Below are 17625 nucleotides of genomic sequence, written 5' to 3' on the forward strand. Positions count from 1 at the left end.
GGATGCGCGGCGTCAGCTCTCGGTCGGCTCCACGATCCGGGCGAGGAGCTCGATCAGGAGACGCTCGGTGAGCGGTCGCGGCAGCGCCTCGATCAGCGCCAGGAACGGCGCCAGGTCGTCCGGCAGACGCGCGCCGGAGGCGTCGTCGCTCGCGCCGGCCAGCCCGATCGACTGGAGGACGCCCCAGGCGGTCTCGGCGTCCAGCGGCCCGTCCGACGGCCCGTCTGCCGGCCCGTCCGCCAGCCCGGGCGGAAGCGCCCCGAGGATCGCGGCGGGGTCGACGCGCGGCACCCCGCGCACCTCGTCCGCGGATGCGCGCAGAGCCGCCTCCAGCTCGTCCACGCGCTCTTCGGTCACCGGGGTGATCGTGAGGTGCGTGGTGTGGGCCAGGCGCGTGCCGTCCGACTGCACCAGCCCCGGCTGCAACTGCAGGTGCCAGCCGCGGCGCCCTGCCCTGTCCGCCCAGTGGTGCGGGTCGACCCGGCGCTCGGGCGGAACGGACTCGTCCGTGGCGACCGCGAGCAGCGGCCCGACGGGGTCGCCGACGATCCGCAGCCCCTCGATGTCGCCGACGATATCGGTCAAGGCCCTGGTCGCACGACGGCAGGACTCCGCCAGCTCGGCGAACCCGCGCGCCCCGAGAGCCTGCACGATCGCCCACGACGCCGCGAGCGCGCCGGCAGACTTGGAGCCCAGCATCGTCGGGTTGACCACGGGATAGCCGGGCCAGCCCGTGGTGGCGAAGTACTGCATCCGCTGCCGGTCGCGACCGCGCTGGAGCAGGACGCTCGCTCCCTTCGGCGCGTAGCCGAACTTGTGCAGGTCGGCCGAGATGCTGGTCACGCCAGGCACGCGGAAATCCCAGAGCGGCAGGGGCGAGCCGTCCGCCGCGCGCCAGAACGGCAGGATCCAGCCGCCGATGCACGCATCCACGTGGCAGGCGATGCCCGCCGCCGCGCACGCGGAGGCGACCTCTTCCACCGGATCGAGCGTCGCGAGCGGATAGGCGGGCGCCGAGACCACGACGAGCGCCACGTCCGGCCCCAGCCGGTCGACGATGGCGGAAGCGTCCACCATCCCGGTCTCCGGATGCACGGGGACCAGCTCCAGCGCGACGTCGAAGTAGTGCGCCGCCTTCTGGAACGCCGCGTGCACCGTCACCGGCGCGACCATCCGCGCCCGTCCCGTTCCTCCCGCCGCCCGCCAGAGGTCGCGCGCGGTCTTCACCGCGAGCAGGCACGACTCCGTGCCTCCCGAGGTGACGGACCCCACCACATCGTCGGCGCCGTTCAGCAGCTCCCGTGCGAAGCCGAGCACCTCGCGCTCCATCACCGCGACAGAGGTGAACGTGGTCGGGTCGAGCCCGTTGACCGGCTGCACCAGCCGCATCGCCTGCGCAGCGAGCTCGTCCACCTCGGCGAGGCCGGAGTCGTAGACGTAGCTCAGCACCCGCCCGCCGTGGGTCGGGGCGTCCGCCGCCCTGAGCGCGGCCAGCCGCCCCAGGATCGCCGCAGAGTCAAACGCGACCATCGATGTCCTCCTTGCGCAGTCGGTACCGGGAGAGCGGGATGAGGCTGAGCGCCACGATCGCGGCGGGCACGATGCTGAAGCCGATCACGATGCCCGCGACGGCGCTGGCGGGCTGGACATCGTAGTAGTGCGACTTCGTCGTCACGATGCTGGAGACGTATCCGGTCAGCGCCAGGATGATCGTCAGCACGGTCGCTCCGAGCGCCATCCCCGTCGTCTCCCCTGCCGTCCACATACCGCCGAACGTCCCGGCTCTCCCCGGCCCGTTGCGGGTGGCGTCGTGGGAGATGACGTCGGGCAGCATCGCCATCGGCAGCGACTGCATCCCGGCGTATCCGGCCCCGACCAGCGCGACGGGCGCGTACACCCACGCGCCGGGGAACCAGAGCAGCAGCAGCATCGACAGCGCCGCCACCCCGAACAGGATGCTCGCGGCGACGAAGCCGCGCTCCTTGCCGATCCGCCGCGAGACGACGCCCCAGAGCGGCGTCACGATCAGCGCAGGGCCGATCAGCGCGACGAACAGGAACGTCACGGCGTCCTCGGAGTGCAGCACCCAGGTTGCCACGTAGTTCGCGCCCGCCAGCATCAGCCCGGTCGCGAGACCCTGCAGCAGGAAGGTCAGCAGCAGCGCGCGGAACGGCTGGCTGTCCCGCAGAGCCCTCACCCCGGCCGCGTAATTGGTGCGCAGCGTCGTCAGGACGCCCACCTTCGGCGGCACGACCGTGGATGCGGGCCCGCGCGGCGCCACGAACGCCGACACGAGCATCCCCGCCCCGATCACCACACCGGCGACGAGCGCCATCAGGAAGTATCCGGCGAAGCTGTCGTCACCGCCGAGCGACCGCAGCGCGGGGCCGCCGGCGCCGAACAGCAGGATCGCGAAGGTGAGGACCACCACGCGCCAGGTCAGCAGCCTGGTCCGCTGGTCGTAGCCGGACGCCAGCTCGGCGGGCAGCGCGATGTACGGCACCTGGAACAGACTGAACGCCGTCGCGGTCAGCAGGAACGCCAGGAACACCCACAGGGCTGCCAGCGGCTGCGGCGTGCCGCCCGGCACGGCGAAGGTCAGCAGGAAGAACACCGGCAGGGCGACGGCGCCGAGCACCATCATCGGGCGTCGCGACCCCCCGACGGCGAGCATCCGGTCGGAGCGGGCGCCGATCACCGGGTCGATCACCACGTCCCAGACCTTGGCGAGCGTCACGACCAGGCCGGCCACGATCGCGGCGACGCCCAGCGAGTCCGTGAGGTAGTAGACCAGCACGAGGCCGGGAAGGGTGGAGAAACCACCCGTGCCCAGCGAGCCGATGGCGTAGCGGGTGACCGTCGCGCGCGCGACCGTCTGCTCCGTTGCGATCATTCCCGCATCGTATTGGATGCGGGAGGCGCCCAGGAGGATTCAGGCGGGGATTCTGGCGCGGATTCTGGCGGGCGGATTCTGCTCAGGTGGATTCGGCGTCGAACGGCGGGACGGCGCCTGCCTCGAGCTTGCGCTTGCGCTGCGCGTACGCCGACTCGGTCACCGGCTTGATCGCGCTCTCGGTGACCGTGGCTGCTGCCGCGGGATCGTCGAGCAGGGCCTCGCGGATGATGCGGCGAGGGTCGTACTGACGCGGGTCGAGCTTTTTCCAGTCGACCTCGTCGAACTCGGGACCCATCTCGTCGCGCATCCGGGATTTGGCGCCGTTGGCGAAATCGCGGAGCGACCTGGTGAACTTGCCGAGCTTGGCAGCGTAGGTCGGAAGGCGTTCGGGGCCGAGCAGAAACGCAGCGATCACCGCCACGATGAGCAACTTGTCGAAAGTCAGACCGAACACGAACTCAAGGGTATCGCGGTCGCGCCTGCGGTGACGCTGTGCGTCGGAGCCGTATCCTGGGTCGAGAGAGCATCGGGAGCACTGTGTCTGACAAAGATTCGAATTGGAAGTTCGCCGACGACGTCATCGTCGAGAGCGACGTCATCGCGCGCGCACGCCAGCAGTCGCTCGAACTGGGCATCGAGCCGATCGCGCCGAGCATCGGCGCGCAGGCGGCGATCGTGGTCGCCGCCACGGCAGCGGAGAGCATCGTCGAGATCGGCACCGGCGTGGGCGTGTCCGGCCTGTGGCTTCTCACAGGCGGCACGGACGCGCAGCTCACCTCGATCGACGCCGAGGTGGACCACCAGCAGCACGCCCGCGGGTTCTTCACCGAGGCCGGGATCGCATCCAACCGGGTGCGCCTCATCACCGGCAGGGCACTGGATGTGCTCCCCCGCATGAACGAGAACTCCTACGACATCGTATTCGTCGACGCCGACCCCGCATCCGTGATCGAGTACGTCGAGCACGGGCTGCGGCTCGCCCGCCCCGGCGGCACCGTGCTCGTGGCGCACGCCCTGTGGAAGGGACGCGTCGCAGACCCGGCCGCCAGGGACGACGTGGCGACCGGCTTCCGCACCCTCATCACCGAGACCGCAGCATCCGGCGCCGTCATCGCCGCCCTCTCTCCCGCCGGCGACGGCCTCCTCCAGCTCACCAAGCTCACGCCGTAGCGCGCTGCTCGCTCCATCGAGTGGTCCCGAATTGCCGCGTCGTCACGGGGCGCACGGCAATTCGGGACCACTCGATGTGTTGGGCAGGGCGCAGACGCATCCGGAAACGCAGAACGGGCCCCGTCGGGGGCCCGTTCTTCGGGTAGTCGTTCGTGTGCGCTAGGAGGTCGTCACGACGCTCGCGAGAGCATCGTGAAGTTCTTTGGCTTCCGCGTCGTTGACGGAGACGACGAGCCGTCCCCCACCTTCGAGCGGCACCCGCACGATAATGAGCCGACCCTCCTTCACAGCCTCCATTGGCCCGTCCCCGGTCCTCGGCTTCATGGCCGCCATGCAGCTCCCCTTTCGTGGATGTATGTCTATTATCTGTCATCGGGGCGGACGGGTGGAAATCGGATCCACCCGCGTTCGGGGCGAGCGGCCGATCACGGCGGCGACCAGTCGGCTCCGTCGACGCCCCACGCCACCGCGAGCCAGCCCACCTGCAGCGCGACGAACAGCACCACCAGGCCGACCCGGTACACCCTGCTGCGGGGCAGCGCCATCGCGCCGAGCAGCGGGAACAGCGGCATGAGAAGCCGGAACGTGCTCGACTGCGGGAAGAACACAGCGAGCAGATAGAGCGCGTACGCCACGATCCAGAACCGCAGGTCGGCGCCGAGGCTGCGCACCCCCGGCGAGAACAGGGCGATGGCGAACAGGGCGAGCACGATGACCAGCACCGCGATGCCTAGCCAGCCAGGAAGCCCGAGCATGGTGTTCGACCACCAGTACGCGCCCTGGAACCAGGACGAGAACGGCACGAGGTGCTGGTAGCCGATGTACGGCGCTCGCCAGGCGAGTTCCGTGTCGGTGTACGCCGTGAGCGACCCGGTCACCAGTGCGGCGATGGCCGGCCAGGCCAGCCCGGCCAGCCCGCTGAACACCGTCAGCGAAACGCTGAGGATGCGGTCGCGCACCGGGAACGGGTCGCGACGGCGCACCACCCAGCGGTAGATCACGTGCATCCCGAGCGCCAGGGCGAATGCGAGCCCGCTCGGTCTGGTGAACGCCATGACGGTGACCACGGGGAACAGCCAGCCGTAGCGGCGCTCCACCAGGAGCAGCAGCGCGGTGGCGAGCAGCAGCAGGTACAGCGACTCGGCGTACGCGAGCTGGAACAGCGGCGACACCGGAGAGAGGCAGAACAGCACGACCGCGAACAGGCTGGTCGACGCCGACAGGCCCACCCGAAGCATCAGCCGGTAGAACACGAGCGCAGCGCCCGCGCCGCAGAGCACGGACACGGTGACCGCGGCGGGCGCCCAGGGCATCCTGGTCAGGAACATGACCACGTTCACCAGGCCGGGATAGCCGGGCATGAACGCCCAGGCGTTCTCCGTGACGTGGATGCCGTCGACGGTCGGCAGGCTGGACGGGTAGCCGGAGACGGCGACGATGTTGTACCAGAGTCCGTCCCAGATCGTCGCGAACGAGAAGTAGTCGGGATGCGCGCCCGTCCAGGGGTTCTGCCCCTGCACGCTCGCGAAGATCAGCAGCAGGACGGTCGAGACGACCCTGCTGGCCGCGTACACCGCGAGGACGGGCACCCACCAGCGCGCCCAGGCTCGCCGAATCGGCCCCGCCTGCTGCGGAGCGTCCAGCTCAGCGGCGGGTAGCACCGGTGAGCCAGGCGCGGAGTCCCGCCTCGACGGCGGTGATCTGGTCGACGGCGACGCGCTCGTCGTCGGCGTGCGCCTTCAGCGGGTCGCCAGGACCATAGTTGACGGCGGGGATGCCCATAGCGCTGAACCGCGCCACATCCGTCCAGCCGTACTTCGGCTTCGCCACCCCGCCGACCGCTGCGAGGAACTCCTGCGCGAGCGGGGCATCCAGCCCAGGACGGGCGCCGTCCGCCCGGTCGACGACGGTGATCTCGTAGTCGCCGAACAGCTCGTGCATGTGCGCGATGGCGTCCTCGGAGCTGCGCGACGGCGCGAACCGGTAGTTGATGTGCACCATGCACTCGTCCGGGATGATGTTGCCTGCCACCCCGCCGCTGATCCCGACCGCGTTGAGACCTTCGCGGTAGACGAGTCCGTCGACCTCGACCTCGCACGCCTGGTACGCGGCCAGAGTGTCGAGGATGGGCGTGGCCTTATGGATGGCGTTCTCGCCGATCCAGCCGCGCGCAGAGTGGGCGCGGAGCCCGTAGGTGCGGACCTCGACGCGGAGGTTGCCGTTGCAGCCGCCCTCGACGACACCGTTGCTCGGCTCGCCCAGGATGGCGAAGTCGCCCTCGAACAGGTCCGGGCGGTTGCGGGCGAGGCGGCCGAGGCCGTTGAGGTCGGCGGAGACCTCCTCGTGGTCGTACCACATCCAGGTGATGTCGATGGCGGGGTCGGTGAGCTCGGCCGCGAGCTTGAGCTGCACCGCGGTGCCCGACTTCATGTCGACGGTGCCGCGACCCCACAGGTACTGGATGCCGTCGATCGTCTCGAACCTGGTGGGGAGGTTGTCGTTCAGCGGGACGGTGTCGATGTGACCGGCGATGACGGCGCGGCGGTCCCTGCCGAGGTTGGTACGGGCCACGACCGTGTCGCCATCCCTGATGATCTCCAGATGGCCGAGGCCGCTGAGGGCCTCCACGATGGCGTCTGCCAGTTCCTTCTCGTTGCCGGACACCGACTCGATGTCGCAGATCTGGCGGGTGATGTCGATGGACGAAGCGCTGAGGTCGAGAGGCACGCTACTAATCTAGAGCCATGCCCTCCGACGTTTCCTCCGAATCCGCCGCGCCCGCATCCCCCCGCACCGCCTGGGGCTACGGCCTCGCGACCGTCGCCGGCGACGGCACCGTGCTCGACACCTGGTTCCCCGAGCCGCGCCTCGGCTCGATTCCGGCCGGGCGCGACCGCTGGATCGCGCCGGCGGAGTTCGAGGCGCTGGCCGTCGAGGACGCCCGCCGCAACGTGCGCGTGGACATCGTGACGGTGGAGATCGATCTGGATGCTCCCCCCGCGTCGACCCCGGATGCGTACCTCCGCCTCCACCTCCTCTCCCACCTGCTCGCCGCCCCCAACACGCTCAACCTCGACGGCGTCTTCGGCCACCTGCCGATCGTGGCGTGGACGAACGCCGGCCCCGTGCATCCCGCCGACTTCTCCCGACTGCGCCCCCAGTTGCAGCGCGCGGGCATCCACGTGACGGGCATCGACAAGTTCCCGCGGCTGCTCGACTACGTGACGCCGGACCGCGTACGCATCGCGGACGCGTCGCGCGTGCGCCTCGGCGCGCACCTCGCGCCGGGGACGACGGTGATGCACGAGGGGTTCGTGAACTTCAACGCGGGCACCCTCGGCGCCTCGATGGTCGAGGGCCGCATCTCGCAGGGCGTCGTGGTCGGAGACGGGTCGGACATCGGCGGCGGCGCGTCCATCATGGGCACGCTGAGCGGCGGTGGCACGCAGCGCGTCGCGATCGGCGAGCGCGCCCTGCTCGGCGCGAACTCGGGCATCGGCATCTCGATCGGCGACGACACGGTCGTGGAGGCCGGACTCTACGTGACGGCCGGCACCAAGGTGGTCCTCGTCGGCGACGCCGCCACCGCTGACGGCTCGCCGCGCACGGTCAAGGCCGTCGAGCTCTCCGGAGTCCCCGGCCTGCTCTTCCGCCGCAACTCGCTCACGGGCGCCGTCGAGGTCCTGCGCCGCGCCGGCGGCGGCATCGAGCTCAACGCGGCGCTGCACGCCTAGCGCGCCCTCCGCCGCCCCATCCCCGCCCGAATCTCCTTTCGAACGGAGACGCGGGCACTGCGTGCCGCAGACTCCTTCCGAACGGAGTTCGCGTCGGCGTGTCGCGCGGGAGTTCCTGCGTAAGGGTTCGGCAGGAACTCCCGGGCGACGCGCCGCCCGGTTCTCCGTTCGAACGGAGAACCGGGCGGCAGCGCACGGTTTCTCCTTCCGAACGGAGAGCCGGGCGCTGCGGGCGCTGCGGGCGCTGCGGGCGCTGCGGCCGGGTCAGACCAGGGCGATGACGGAGGCAGGGTCGGCGACGATCCTGCCGATGTCGGCGATGAAGCGGGCAGCCTGCTCGCCGTCGACCAGGCGGTGGTCGAACGAGAGCGCCAGCGTCAGCACGTCGCGCAGGGCGACCTCGCCGCGGTGCTCCCACGGCTGCCGCCGCACGGCGCCGACCGCGAGGATCGCGGCCTCCCCCGGCGTCAGGATGGGCGTTCCCGCGTCGATTCCGAACACGCCGACGTTCGTGATCGTGATCGTGCCGCCCGACATGCTCTCCGGCGTCGTCCGTCCTGCCCGTGCCGTCTCCGCAAGGCTCCGGATGCTCGCGGCCAGGTCGCCGAGGCCGAGCGCGTCCGCATCCCGGATCGTCGGCACGACCAGCCCGCGCGGAGTGGCCGCCGCGATCCCGAGGTTCACGTAGCCGAACTGCACGATCTCCTGCGCGGCCTCATCCCAGCGGGCGTTGACCTCCGGGGTGCGGCGCACGGCGATGCAGAGCGCCTTCGCGATCACGGTGAGCAGGCCGGGGCGGCGCTCCTGCGCGTCCGTGGCGGCGCGGAGGCGGTCGAGCAACTCCATGGTCGGGGTGGCGTCGACCGTCAGGAAGACGGTCGCCTGCGGCGCGGTGAACGCGCTGCGCACCATCGCGTCTGCCGTCGCCTTGCGCACGCCCTTGATCGGGATGCGCGTCTCCCGCGCCCCCGACGCCGCAGCAGGCATCTGCGCGGCGGAAGCTGCGTGTGCCGCGGGCGCGGCCGGCACAGCCAGGTGCGCCTCGACGTCGTGACGCGTCACCAGCCCGCGCTCCCCCGTCCCCGCGATGCTCGCGAGGTCCACGCCGCGCTCGCGCGCCAGCTTGCGCACGGGAGGCGTCGCCCGAGGGCGCTCACCCGCGACAGCGTGACGCTGCGAAGGCGTCGCCACGGAGACGGCGACCATGCCGAGGCGGGCGCGCCGCTGCGGCCGCGTGGTCGAGTCCGCCTTCGCGCCGTACCCGACGAGGTTCGGCTCCGGTGCGTCGGCAGCGACCGCCGCATCCACCGTCGGCGTCACCGTCGGCGCATCAGGCGACGACTCCGCGAGACCGGACTCCGCCGCACCGGACTCCGCGGCACCGGAATCCCCTGCACCTGATCCCTCCGGTGCTCCGACCTCGAACGCCACGATCCGCTCGCCCACTGCCACGGTCACGCCCGGCTCCACGAACAGTTGCGACACCCGGCCCTCGTACGGCGCCGGCAGCTCCACGAGCGCCTTCGCGGTCTCCACCTCGGCGATGATCTGGTTGAGTTGCACCGTGTCGCCGACGGCCACCTTCCAGCTCACCAGCTCCGACTCCGTCAGACCCTCCCCGAGGTCCGGCAGGGCGAACTCCTTGACGGTCACAGCTCCTCCACCCCGGTCAGCGAGTTCGGGCGGTCCATCGCGCGGTCGACCCCGTCCAGGATGCGGTCGAGGTCGGGCAGGTGCGCGCCCTCCAGCTTCGCGGCCGGGTACGGGATGTCGTGCCCTGTCACGCGCACAGGGGCGTGCTCCAGGGAGTAGAAGCAGCGCTCGGTGATGGACGCGGCGATCTCCGCACCCATCCCGCCAGACAGCGCCGCCTCGTGCGAGATCACCAGGCGGCCGGTCTTGCGCACGGACTCCGCCACCGTGTCGACGTCGAGCGGGGAGAGCGAGCGCAGGTCGATCACCTCGACGGACAGGCCGTCGTCGGAGGCGGCGGCAGCCGCATCCCGAGCCGTCTGCACCAGGCCGCCGTAGGTGACGAGCGTCACGTCGTCGCCGGGGACGACGACCCTCGCCGTGCCCATCGGACGGGCGTCGGACAGGTCGGCCGTCTCGTCCACCTCGCCCTTGACGTGATAGCGGCGCTTCGGCTCGAAGTAGAGCACGGGGTCGTCGGAGGCGATGGCCTGCTGGATGAGCGTGTAAGCGTCCTCCGGGCTCGACGGACTCACGACGCGCAGGCCGGCGGCGTGCGCGAAGTAGGCCTCTGGCGAGTCGGAGTGGTGTTCCGCGGCGCCGATCCCCCCGGCGAACGGGACGCGGATCGTGATCGGCATCCGGACAGCACCGGCCGTGCGGTAGTGCATCCGCGCCACCTGGCTGACGATCTGGTCGAACGCCGGATAGATGAACCCGTCGAACTGGATCTCCACCACCGGACGGTAGCCGCGGTACGCCATGCCGACGGCCGTGCCCAGGATGCCGGACTCGGCCAGCGGCGAATCCATCACCCTCCGCGGGCCGAACTCGGTCTGCAGGCCGTCCGTGACGCGGTAGACGCCGCCGAGAGTGCCGATGTCCTCGCCCATCAGCACGACGCGCTCGTCGCCTGCCAGCGCCGCGCGCAGACCGGCGTTGATGGCTTTCGCCATCGTGAGGGTGGTCATCGCCCGTCACCTCCGACGAAGGTTCTGAGGTAGCGCGAGTAGTGGTCGCGCTGCCGGGCGATCCCGGTGTGCGCCTCCGCGTACACGTTGTCGAACACGGTCATCGGATCGGGGTCGGGAAGCGAGACGCAGCCGGCGCGCAGCTCTGCGGCCACGGTGTCCGCCTTCGCCGCGACCTGCTCCTCGCGCTCGGCGGACAGCGCACCCTGCCTGCTGAGGTATGCGCCGACGCGTGCGATCGGGTCTTTCACCTTCCACTGCTCCAGCTCGGCGGGGTCGCGGTAGCGGGTGGGGTCGTCCGCGGTGGTGTGCGGCCCCATCCGGTAGGTGACGGCCTCGATGAACGTCGGGCCGCCGCCCGTCCGCGCCCGCTCCAGCGCGGAACGCATCACCGCGAGTACGGCCAGCACGTCGTTGCCGTCCACCCGAACGCTCGGGATGCCGAAGCCGGGCGCGCGCTCGGCGATCGGCCGCTGCGCCTGCAGCGAGACGGGCTCGGAGATCGCGTACTGGTTGTTCTGGCAGAAGAAGATGACGGGTGCGGCGTAGGTGGCGGCGAAGATCATCGCCTCGTTCACATCGCCCTCGCTGGTCGCGCCGTCGCCGAAGTACGCGACGGCGACCGCATCTGTGCCGTCTGCCTGGATGCCGAGCGCGTATCCGGTGGCGTGCAGCGTCTGAGCGCCGATGATGACCTGCGGGGTCGCCATGTTGATGTCGTACGGGTTCCAGCCGGACTGCGCCGTACCGCGCCACACGCGCACCAGGTCGGTGAGCTGGGCGCCGCGGCAATACGCGACGCCGTTCTCGCGATAGCTGGAGAACACGAAGTCGTCGGAGCGGAGGGCGCGGCCGGACCCGATCTGGGCGGCCTCCTGGCCGAGCAGCGGCGGCCACAGGCCGAGCTCGCCCTGGCGCTGCAGAGCGGTGGCCTCCGTGTCGATGCGGCGGATGACGACCATGTCCTCGTAGAACGAGAGGAGCTGGTCGTCGCCGATGTCTGAGATCCAGCCGTCGTACCGATCGTCGCTCAACCGCATCCCGTCGGGAGTCAGGAGCTGCACGGTGTCGATGCCGCCGAGACGGAGCTCACCGAGGTGTACGTCGTCCATCCGGCCGTCGTCGTCGGACATCCGGATGCCAGGTTGATTGTCGATCGTCACGGTTCACGCAACCTTCACTCTCACGTCCGGTCCTCGCGCTTGTGGCGCCATGAACCGGCTTCCGGCCTCCTTGCCGGAATTAGTCGGAACGTTACGCTTTCGGATCACCCCGCACAACCATCGGCGTGTCGACCGTGCACTCTGCACTATTCGGGCGTGTCGCCGCGTGCTAGCTTTCACACTATGCGCACTATCGACAGCACCGACCGACGCATCCTCGTGGCCATCGCCGAAGACCCCAGAGCGACCAACGTGTCGCTCGCCGACCGGCTCGGGCTGAGCCGCAACACGGTGCAGTCCCGGGTGGCCGAACTGGAGCGCTCCGGGGTGTTCCTGTCGTTCGACAGGCGCATCAGCGCCATCGCCGCGGGCTACCCGCTCGCGGCGTTCGTGACGGTGCACGTGCACCAGCAGAAGCTCGCGTCGATCGTCGAGCAGCTCGCCACCATCCCGGAGATCGTGTCGGCGCACGGTCTGTCCGGGCCGTCGGATCTGCTGGTGCGGGTGGTCTGCACGGATGCGGAGGACCTGTTCCGCATCACCGGCGCCATCCAGGCCGCCGACGGCGTCGAGCGCGCGGAGACCGCCCTCGACATGGGCGAGCTCATCCCGTACCGCCTCCATCCCCTCCTCGCCCGCGACGCCGCCCGCTGACCTCCCGGCAGCAATCGAGCCCAGGCTTTTTCACCGCAAACGCCGGTTTTGCCGTGAAAAAGCCTGGGCTCGATTGCTGCGGGGACGGGTGGGGACGACGAAGGCCGCGCAGACGGAGTCTGCGCGGCCTTCGTGTGGAACGGGACTACTCGCCTTCGGCGGGAGCCGTGGGGCCCTCGCTGGCAGCGTCGCGGCCGTGCGTGTCCGCGTCGTCGGCCTCGGCGAGCACCGGGGCGAGCGACAGCTTTCCGCGGTCGTCGATCTTGGTGATCTCCACCAGGATCTTCTGGCCGACACCGAGCACGTCCTCGACGTTCTCGACGCGCTTGCCACCGGCGAGCTTGCGCACCTCGGAGATGTGCAGCAGACCGTCCTTGCCTGGCAGGAGCGAGACGAACGCACCGAACGCGGCGATCTTGACGACGGTTCCGAGGAACTGCTCGCCGACCTCCGGGTTGGTGGGGTTCGCGATCGCGTTCACCTGGGCGCGGGCGGCCTCGGCCGACGGGCCGTCGACGGCGCCGATGTAGACGGTGCCGTCCTCCTCGATGGAGATGTCGGCGCCGGTCTCGTCCTGGATGGCGTTGATCGTCTTGCCCTTCGGGCCGATCAGCTCACCGATCTTGTCGACGGGGATCTGGACCGAGATCACGCGGGGCGCGGTCGGGGCCATCTCGTCGGGCTGGTCGATGGCGGCGTTCAGCACGCTCAGGATGGTCGTACGAGCATCCTTCGCCTGCTTCAGCGCACCGGCGAGCACCGCGGAGGGGATGCCGTCGAGCTTGGTGTCGAGCTGGATCGCCGTGACGAACTCGCTCGTGCCTGCGACCTTGAAGTCCATGTCGCCGAGCGCGTCCTCCGCACCCAGGATGTCGGTGAGGGCCGCGTAGCGGGTCTCACCGTCGACCGTGTCGGAGATGAGGCCCATCGCGATGCCGGCGACCGGGGCGCGCAGCGGCACACCGGCGTTCAGCAGCGACAGCGTGGATGCGCAGACAGAGCCCATCGACGTCGAGCCGTTGGAGCCGAGAGCCTCGGACACCTGACGGATCGCGTACGGGAACTCGTCGCGGCTCGGTAGCACCGGCACGAGCGCGCGCTCGGCGAGGAAGCCGTGCCCGATCTCGCGACGCTTCGGCGAACCGACACGGCCGGTCTCACCGGTCGAGTAGGGCGGGAAGTTGTAGTGGTGCAGGTAGCGCTTCTTGGTGACGGGAGACAGCGAGTCGATCTGCTGCTCCATCTTGAGCATGTTCAGCGTGGTGACGCCCAGGATCTGGGTCTCTCCGCGCTGGAAGATCGCCGAACCGTGGACGCGCGGGATGACCTGCACCTCGGCGTCGAGCGGACGGATGTCGGTCAGGCCACGGCCGTCGATGCGGATGCCCTCGCGCAGGACGCGTCCGCGCATGACGACCTTGGAGACCGACTTGTACGCCGCGGAGAACTGCGTGAGCGTCTCAGCGGGAAGCGCACCGGCCTCGACCTTCTCGGTCAGCGCCACCTTGACGCGCTCCTTGAGCGAGTCGTCGGCGTTCTGACGCTCGATCTTGTCGGCGATCTGGTAGACGTTGACGAGCTCGTCGTACGCGAGCCCTGCGACGTTGTCGTAGGTCTCCTGCGAGTACGGCAGGAACACCGGGTAGTCGGCGATGTCCTTCGCTGCCTGCTGCGCGACGACGTTCTGCGCGGCGACGAGCTGCTTGAGGAACGGCTTCGCGGCCTCGAGGCCCTGTGCGACGACCTCTTCGTTCGGCTTGGTGGCGCCGCCCTGGATGAGGTTCCAGCTACCCTCGGTGGCCTCGGCCTCGACCATCATGATCGCGACGTCTTCCTGGCCGTTCTTGTCGGTGATCACGCGACCGGCGACGACGATGTCGAAGACGGCCTCCTCGAGCTGCGACGCCTTCGGGAACGCGATCCACTGGTCTTCTGCAGCACCGTTGCCGGGGATGAGCGCCAGGCGCACTGCGGCGATCGGGCCGCTGAACGGCAGGCCGGAGATCTGGGTCGACATGGATGCGGCGTTGATCGCGAGAGCGTCGTAGAACTCGTCGGGAGCGATGCTCAGGACGGTGATGACGATCTGGACCTCGTTGCGCAGGCCGTCGACGAACGACGGACGCAGGGGCCGGTCGATGAGGCGGCAGACGAGGATCGCCTCGGTGGAGGGGCGGCCCTCACGACGGAAGAACGAGCCGGGGATCTTGCCTGCTGCGTACGAACGCTCTTCGACGTCGACGGTCAGCGGGAAGAAGTCGAAGTTGTCCTTCGGGTGCTTGCTTGCGCTCGTCGCGCTCAGCAGCATGGTCTCCTCGTCGAGGTAGGCGGCGACGGCGCCCTGTGCCTGCTGTGCGAGGCGTCCGGTTTCGAACCGGACCGTGCGGGTGCCGAAGCGTCCATTGTCCAGGACTGCTTCGGCGAACTTGATTTCGGGACCTTCCAAGAGGTCTTTCTCCTTTGTTTTACGTCGTCGCCCCGTATGGGCGGCGACTCCTCCATCGGAGCAGGGGAACAGGCAGATCGACACGGAAGTCCTCCGTGTACGTGCGGCTTCCTGCGCGCAGCAGCATCGACCACCGTGTGGCGTCGACACCCCGTGCGCGGTTCTGTGCCCGTCTGGCCATCAGTAGAAATACACGGTTGCGCGTGCTGCGCATCCGGATACCACCACCGAGGACCAGCTCCTGCCAGCCTGCTCCGTTTGGTACTCAGTATTGAGTTACGGTCGGCATACAGCCAACCACAAGAATCCTAGCAGGTCAGCCCGGCAAACCGGCGGGAAGAGCGAGCGTGGCGCGCGCGGCCTCCGCCAGCGCGTCGCCATACGACGGCCCGTACGACGCCGCGTGCACGGCCAGTGGATGCAGTTGGTGCAGCGGGATACGCTCCCGCCAGCCGGCGCGCAACGGCGCGGCGGCGTCGTAGCCGGCGACGATCTGGTCGAGATGCGGGGCGCCGAACAGGGCGAGCATCGCCAGGTCGGTCTCGCGGTGGCCGCCATGGGCGGCGGGGTCGATCAGGATGCCGCCGCGCGCATCCCACAGCAGGTTGCCGTTCCACAGGTCGCCGTGGATGCGCGCCGGCGGCTCCTCATCGTCCAGCTCGCCCGAGTCGATTCGCTCAACGGCGGCGGCGATCACGGGGAGCTGCGACGGCGCGACCCCTCCGGCGTTGACCGCGATGTCGAGGTATGGCTGGATGCGGTCGCGAGCGTAGAACCGCCCCCACGACGTCTCCTCCGCGGCGGGCAGCGGCCGCTTGCCGATGTAGAGCGGGCCGTTCCAGCCGTCGGGCCGCGCGCCGAACGCGGCAGCGCCCGCGGCGTGCGTCACGGCGAGCGCCGCGCCGAACGCGCGGGCGGCATCCCGGTCGGGGCGGATCTCGTCGACCCGCCGCAGCACGATCCGGCCCGGGGCGACCTCCACGACGCCGACCACCCTGGCGCCGCCGGCCGCTGTCGCGTCGCGCAGCCAGCGCAGTCCGGCCGCCTCGGCCTCGAAGAACAGCTCCGGTGCGTCCTGTCTGGTCTTCTCGACGGTCTCGCGGCTCATCCCCCGAACATACTCAGTCGCCCTGGAACCCGCCGATCATGGAGGCGAAGTCGCCGTCCAGCGCGAACGGGTCCTTCACCTGCGCCGAGCGGTCGGACGCGCTGACCAGCGCAGCGAGCTCACCCGCGGCGCGCTCGATGCGGTCCGGCAGAGCCTTCACGGTGTCCGCTCCGCTCCCCCAGTCCGCCGACGCCGCGTAGACGGAGGTCGGAACGACCACGCTGTGCAGGTAGGTGAACATAGGGCGCATGGCGTAGTCGAGGGCCAGCGAGTGACGGTCGGTGCCGCCGGTCGCGCCGATGAGCACGGGCATCCCGTCGAGGGCGGTCGGGTCGAGGATATCGAAGAACGACTTGAACATGCCGCTGTAGCTGGTTGTGAAGACCGGCGTCACCGCGATCAGGCCGTCCGCTCCCGTCACCGTCTCGACGACGTCGGCGAGCGCGGGGCTGGGGAATCCGGCGAGGAGGTTGTTCGTCACGTCCTTCGCAACGTCGCGCAGCTCGATCGTGGTCACCTCGACCTCGATGCCCTGCTCTTCGAGCCTGCGCACCGTCGCCTCCGCGAGCCGGTCGGCCAGGAGCCGAGAGGACGACGGCTGGCTGAGGCCGGCGGAGACCACGGCGATCTTACGGGCGGTCATCACTTCACCTCCGAAACAGTGGATGCGCTGCTGGCGGCCGCCGCGTCGGCCTCGGCGACGAGCTCTGCGGCGTCGCGCTCCGCGACCATCGCGGCGTGGGTGGGGCCGTCCGGCACGTGGGCGGGGCGGTCCTTCGCGAACTCCTTCCGGAGCACCGGCACGACCTCCTCGCCGAGGATGTCGAGCTGCTCCAGCACGGTCTTCAGCGGGAGTCCGGCGTGGTCCATCAGCCAGAGCTGGCGCTGGTAGTCGCCGACGTAGTCGCGGAAGCCGAGCGTGCGGTCGATGACCTCCTGCGGGCTGCCGACGGTCAGCGGCGTCTGCGAGGTGAACTCCTCCAGGGTCGGGCCGTGGCCGTACACCGGCGCATTGTCGAAGTACGGACGGAACTCGGCCACCGCATCCTGCGAGTTCTTGCGCATGAAGACCTGACCACCGAGACCGACGATCGCCTGGTCGGCGGTGCCGTGACCGTAGTGCTCGAAGCGCTGACGGTAGAGCGCCACCATTTGCTGGGTGTGCGATGCCGGCCAGAAGATGTGGTTCGCGAAGAAGCCGTCGCCGTAATACGCGGCCTGCTCGGCGATCTCCGGGCTGCGGATGCTGCCGTGCCAGACGAACGGGGGCACGTCGTCGAGGGGGCGCGGGGTGGACTGGAAGCCCTGGAGCGGGGTGCGGAACTTGCCTTCCCAGTCCACGAAGTCCTCTGTCCAGAGGCGGCGCAGCAGCGCGTACTTCTCGAGCGCGAGCGGGATGCCCTGGCGGATGTCCTCGCCGAACCACGGGTACACGGGGCCAGTGTTGCCGCGGCCGAGCGTGAGGTCCATCCGTCCGCCGGACAGGTGCTGCAGCATCGCGTACTCCTCCGCGATGCGCACGGGGTCGTTCGTGGTGATCAGCGTCGTGGCCGTCGACAGGATGATGCGGTTGGTCTTGGCCGCGAGGTAGCTGTTGATGGCGACGGGGCTCGACGGGAAGAACGGCGGGTTGTGGTGCTCGCCCATCGCGAAGACGTCGAGGCCGACCTCTTCCGCGTGCTGGGCGATCGTGAGGACGTCCTGCAGACGCGAGGCGTCGGTCGGCGTCTGACCGGTGGTGGGGTCGGTGGTGATGTCGCCGACACTGAAGATTCCGAACTGCATTTCCGC

General features: G+C 69.9%; 16 protein-coding genes. 3 read left to right on the forward strand and 13 right to left on the reverse strand.

Annotation, left to right across the window (positions count from 1 at the left end; translation table 11 throughout):
• Window positions 1-12: 12 nt before the first annotated feature.
• The 3 genes from ACYVGI_RS10800 to ACYVGI_RS10810 all read right to left on the reverse strand — a co-directional run bounded on the left by ACYVGI_RS10800 (window position 13) and on the right by ACYVGI_RS10810 (window position 3350).
• The gene (locus ACYVGI_RS10800) at window positions 13-1530 is read right to left on the reverse strand and encodes a pyridoxal phosphate-dependent decarboxylase family protein (RefSeq protein ID WP_460632626.1); all 1518 of its coding nucleotides are present in this window, start codon (window positions 1528-1530) and stop codon (window positions 13-15) included.
• On the reverse strand, window positions 1517-2893 hold the full coding sequence (locus tag ACYVGI_RS10805) for an MFS transporter (protein WP_460632627.1): 1377 nt from the start codon (window positions 2891-2893) through the stop codon (window positions 1517-1519). Before ACYVGI_RS10805 ends, ACYVGI_RS10800 begins: the two co-directional genes overlap by 14 nt.
• Window positions 2894-2975: 82 nt before the next feature.
• Window positions 2976-3350 carry a Sec-independent protein translocase family protein gene (locus tag ACYVGI_RS10810; protein ID WP_460632628.1) on the reverse strand — a complete coding sequence of 125 codons (375 nt, stop codon included), beginning with the start codon at window positions 3348-3350 and terminating at the stop codon, window positions 2976-2978.
• Between the two features lie 83 nt (window positions 3351-3433).
• On the opposite strand from ACYVGI_RS10810, the gene ACYVGI_RS10815 reads away from it, so the two are divergent.
• Complete coding sequence (locus tag ACYVGI_RS10815) at window positions 3434-4066, forward strand: O-methyltransferase (protein ID WP_460632629.1); 633 nt, start codon at window positions 3434-3436, stop codon at window positions 4064-4066.
• Window positions 4067-4225: 159 nt separating this feature from the next.
• Here ACYVGI_RS10815 and ACYVGI_RS10820 read toward each other — a convergent pair whose 3' ends face one another.
• The 3 genes from ACYVGI_RS10820 to dapE form a co-directional block, all read right to left on the reverse strand.
• Window positions 4226-4399, reverse strand: coding sequence for a DUF3117 domain-containing protein (locus tag ACYVGI_RS10820; RefSeq protein ID WP_082581279.1), 174 nt, complete (start codon window positions 4397-4399; stop codon window positions 4226-4228).
• A 92-nt stretch (window positions 4400-4491) separates the two neighbouring features.
• Window positions 4492-5727 carry a hypothetical protein gene (locus ACYVGI_RS10825; protein ID WP_460632630.1) on the reverse strand — a complete coding sequence of 412 codons (1236 nt, stop codon included), beginning with the start codon at window positions 5725-5727 and terminating at the stop codon, window positions 4492-4494.
• Window positions 5711-6793 (reverse strand): succinyl-diaminopimelate desuccinylase, encoded by a 1083-nt coding sequence (gene dapE, locus ACYVGI_RS10830; RefSeq protein ID WP_460632631.1) that lies wholly within the window; start codon window positions 6791-6793, stop codon window positions 5711-5713. Before dapE ends, ACYVGI_RS10825 begins: the two co-directional genes overlap by 17 nt.
• A gap of 17 nt (window positions 6794-6810) precedes the next feature.
• On the opposite strand from dapE, the gene dapD reads away from it, so the two are divergent.
• Entirely contained in the window at window positions 6811-7800 is a 990-nt protein-coding gene (gene dapD, locus ACYVGI_RS10835; protein ID WP_460632632.1) for a 2,3,4,5-tetrahydropyridine-2,6-dicarboxylate N-succinyltransferase, read from the forward strand.
• 264 nt (window positions 7801-8064) lie between these two features.
• Here the strand turns inward: dapD and ACYVGI_RS10840 are convergent, their stop codons facing one another.
• The 3 genes from ACYVGI_RS10840 to pdhA are packed head-to-tail and all read right to left on the reverse strand — an operon-like array spanning window position 8065 to window position 11575.
• Window positions 8065-9453 carry a dihydrolipoamide acetyltransferase family protein gene (locus tag ACYVGI_RS10840; protein WP_460632633.1) on the reverse strand — a complete coding sequence of 463 codons (1389 nt, stop codon included), beginning with the start codon at window positions 9451-9453 and terminating at the stop codon, window positions 8065-8067.
• Window positions 9450-10463 (reverse strand): alpha-ketoacid dehydrogenase subunit beta, encoded by a 1014-nt coding sequence (locus ACYVGI_RS10845; protein WP_460632634.1) that lies wholly within the window; start codon window positions 10461-10463, stop codon window positions 9450-9452. Before ACYVGI_RS10845 ends, ACYVGI_RS10840 begins: the two co-directional genes overlap by 4 nt.
• Window positions 10460-11575 (reverse strand): pyruvate dehydrogenase (acetyl-transferring) E1 component subunit alpha, encoded by a 1116-nt coding sequence (gene pdhA / locus ACYVGI_RS10850; protein ID WP_460632890.1) that lies wholly within the window; start codon window positions 11573-11575, stop codon window positions 10460-10462. The genes ACYVGI_RS10845 and pdhA overlap by 4 nt, the downstream gene beginning before the upstream one ends.
• Before the next feature lie 234 nt (window positions 11576-11809).
• On the opposite strand from pdhA, the gene ACYVGI_RS10855 reads away from it, so the two are divergent.
• The gene (locus ACYVGI_RS10855) at window positions 11810-12280 is read left to right on the forward strand and encodes an Lrp/AsnC family transcriptional regulator (RefSeq protein ID WP_460632635.1); all 471 of its coding nucleotides are present in this window, start codon (window positions 11810-11812) and stop codon (window positions 12278-12280) included.
• Window positions 12281-12425: 145 nt separating this feature from the next.
• Here the strand turns inward: ACYVGI_RS10855 and ACYVGI_RS10860 are convergent, their stop codons facing one another.
• The 4 genes from ACYVGI_RS10860 to ACYVGI_RS10875 all read right to left on the reverse strand — a co-directional run bounded on the left by ACYVGI_RS10860 (window position 12426) and on the right by ACYVGI_RS10875 (window position 17619).
• Window positions 12426-14726: a polyribonucleotide nucleotidyltransferase gene (locus ACYVGI_RS10860; RefSeq protein ID WP_460632636.1), complete on the reverse strand. Its 2301-nt coding sequence runs from the start codon at window positions 14724-14726 to the stop codon at window positions 12426-12428.
• 316 nt (window positions 14727-15042) lie between these two features.
• Window positions 15043-15834: a fructosamine kinase family protein gene (locus ACYVGI_RS10865; protein WP_460632637.1), complete on the reverse strand. Its 792-nt coding sequence runs from the start codon at window positions 15832-15834 to the stop codon at window positions 15043-15045.
• A gap of 13 nt (window positions 15835-15847) precedes the next feature.
• Window positions 15848-16477 carry an FMN reductase gene (locus ACYVGI_RS10870; RefSeq protein ID WP_460632638.1) on the reverse strand — a complete coding sequence of 210 codons (630 nt, stop codon included), beginning with the start codon at window positions 16475-16477 and terminating at the stop codon, window positions 15848-15850.
• A complete protein-coding gene (locus ACYVGI_RS10875) occupies window positions 16477-17619 on the reverse strand; it encodes an LLM class flavin-dependent oxidoreductase (protein ID WP_460632639.1) in 1143 nt (380 codons plus the stop codon). The genes ACYVGI_RS10870 and ACYVGI_RS10875 overlap by 1 nt, the downstream gene beginning before the upstream one ends.
• Window positions 17620-17625: the final 6 nt, after the last annotated feature.

The sequence above is a fragment of the Leifsonia lichenia genome, assembly GCF_054780215.1.

Coding starts and splice junctions, on each gene's coding strand:
- ACYVGI_RS10800 (WP_460632626.1), bottom strand. CDS start 1,530: ATGGTCGCGTTTGACTCTGCGGCGATCCTGGGGCGGCTGGCCGCGCTC.
- ACYVGI_RS10805 (WP_460632627.1), bottom strand. CDS start 2,893: ATGATCGCAACGGAGCAGACGGTCGCGCGCGCGACGGTCACCCGCTAC.
- ACYVGI_RS10820 (WP_082581279.1), bottom strand. CDS start 4,399: ATGGCGGCCATGAAGCCGAGGACCGGGGACGGGCCAATGGAGGCTGTG.
- dapD (WP_460632632.1), top strand. CDS start 6,811: ATGCCCTCCGACGTTTCCTCCGAATCCGCCGCGCCCGCATCCCCCCGC.
- ACYVGI_RS10845 (WP_460632634.1), bottom strand. CDS start 10,463: ATGACCACCCTCACGATGGCGAAAGCCATCAACGCCGGTCTGCGCGCG.
- pdhA (WP_460632890.1), bottom strand. CDS start 11,575: ATGGACGACGTACACCTCGGTGAGCTCCGTCTCGGCGGCATCGACACC.
- ACYVGI_RS10855 (WP_460632635.1), top strand. CDS start 11,810: ATGCGCACTATCGACAGCACCGACCGACGCATCCTCGTGGCCATCGCC.
- ACYVGI_RS10865 (WP_460632637.1), bottom strand. CDS start 15,834: ATGAGCCGCGAGACCGTCGAGAAGACCAGACAGGACGCACCGGAGCTG.
- ACYVGI_RS10870 (WP_460632638.1), bottom strand. CDS start 16,477: ATGACCGCCCGTAAGATCGCCGTGGTCTCCGCCGGCCTCAGCCAGCCG.
- ACYVGI_RS10875 (WP_460632639.1), bottom strand. CDS start 17,619: ATGCAGTTCGGAATCTTCAGTGTCGGCGACATCACCACCGACCCCACC.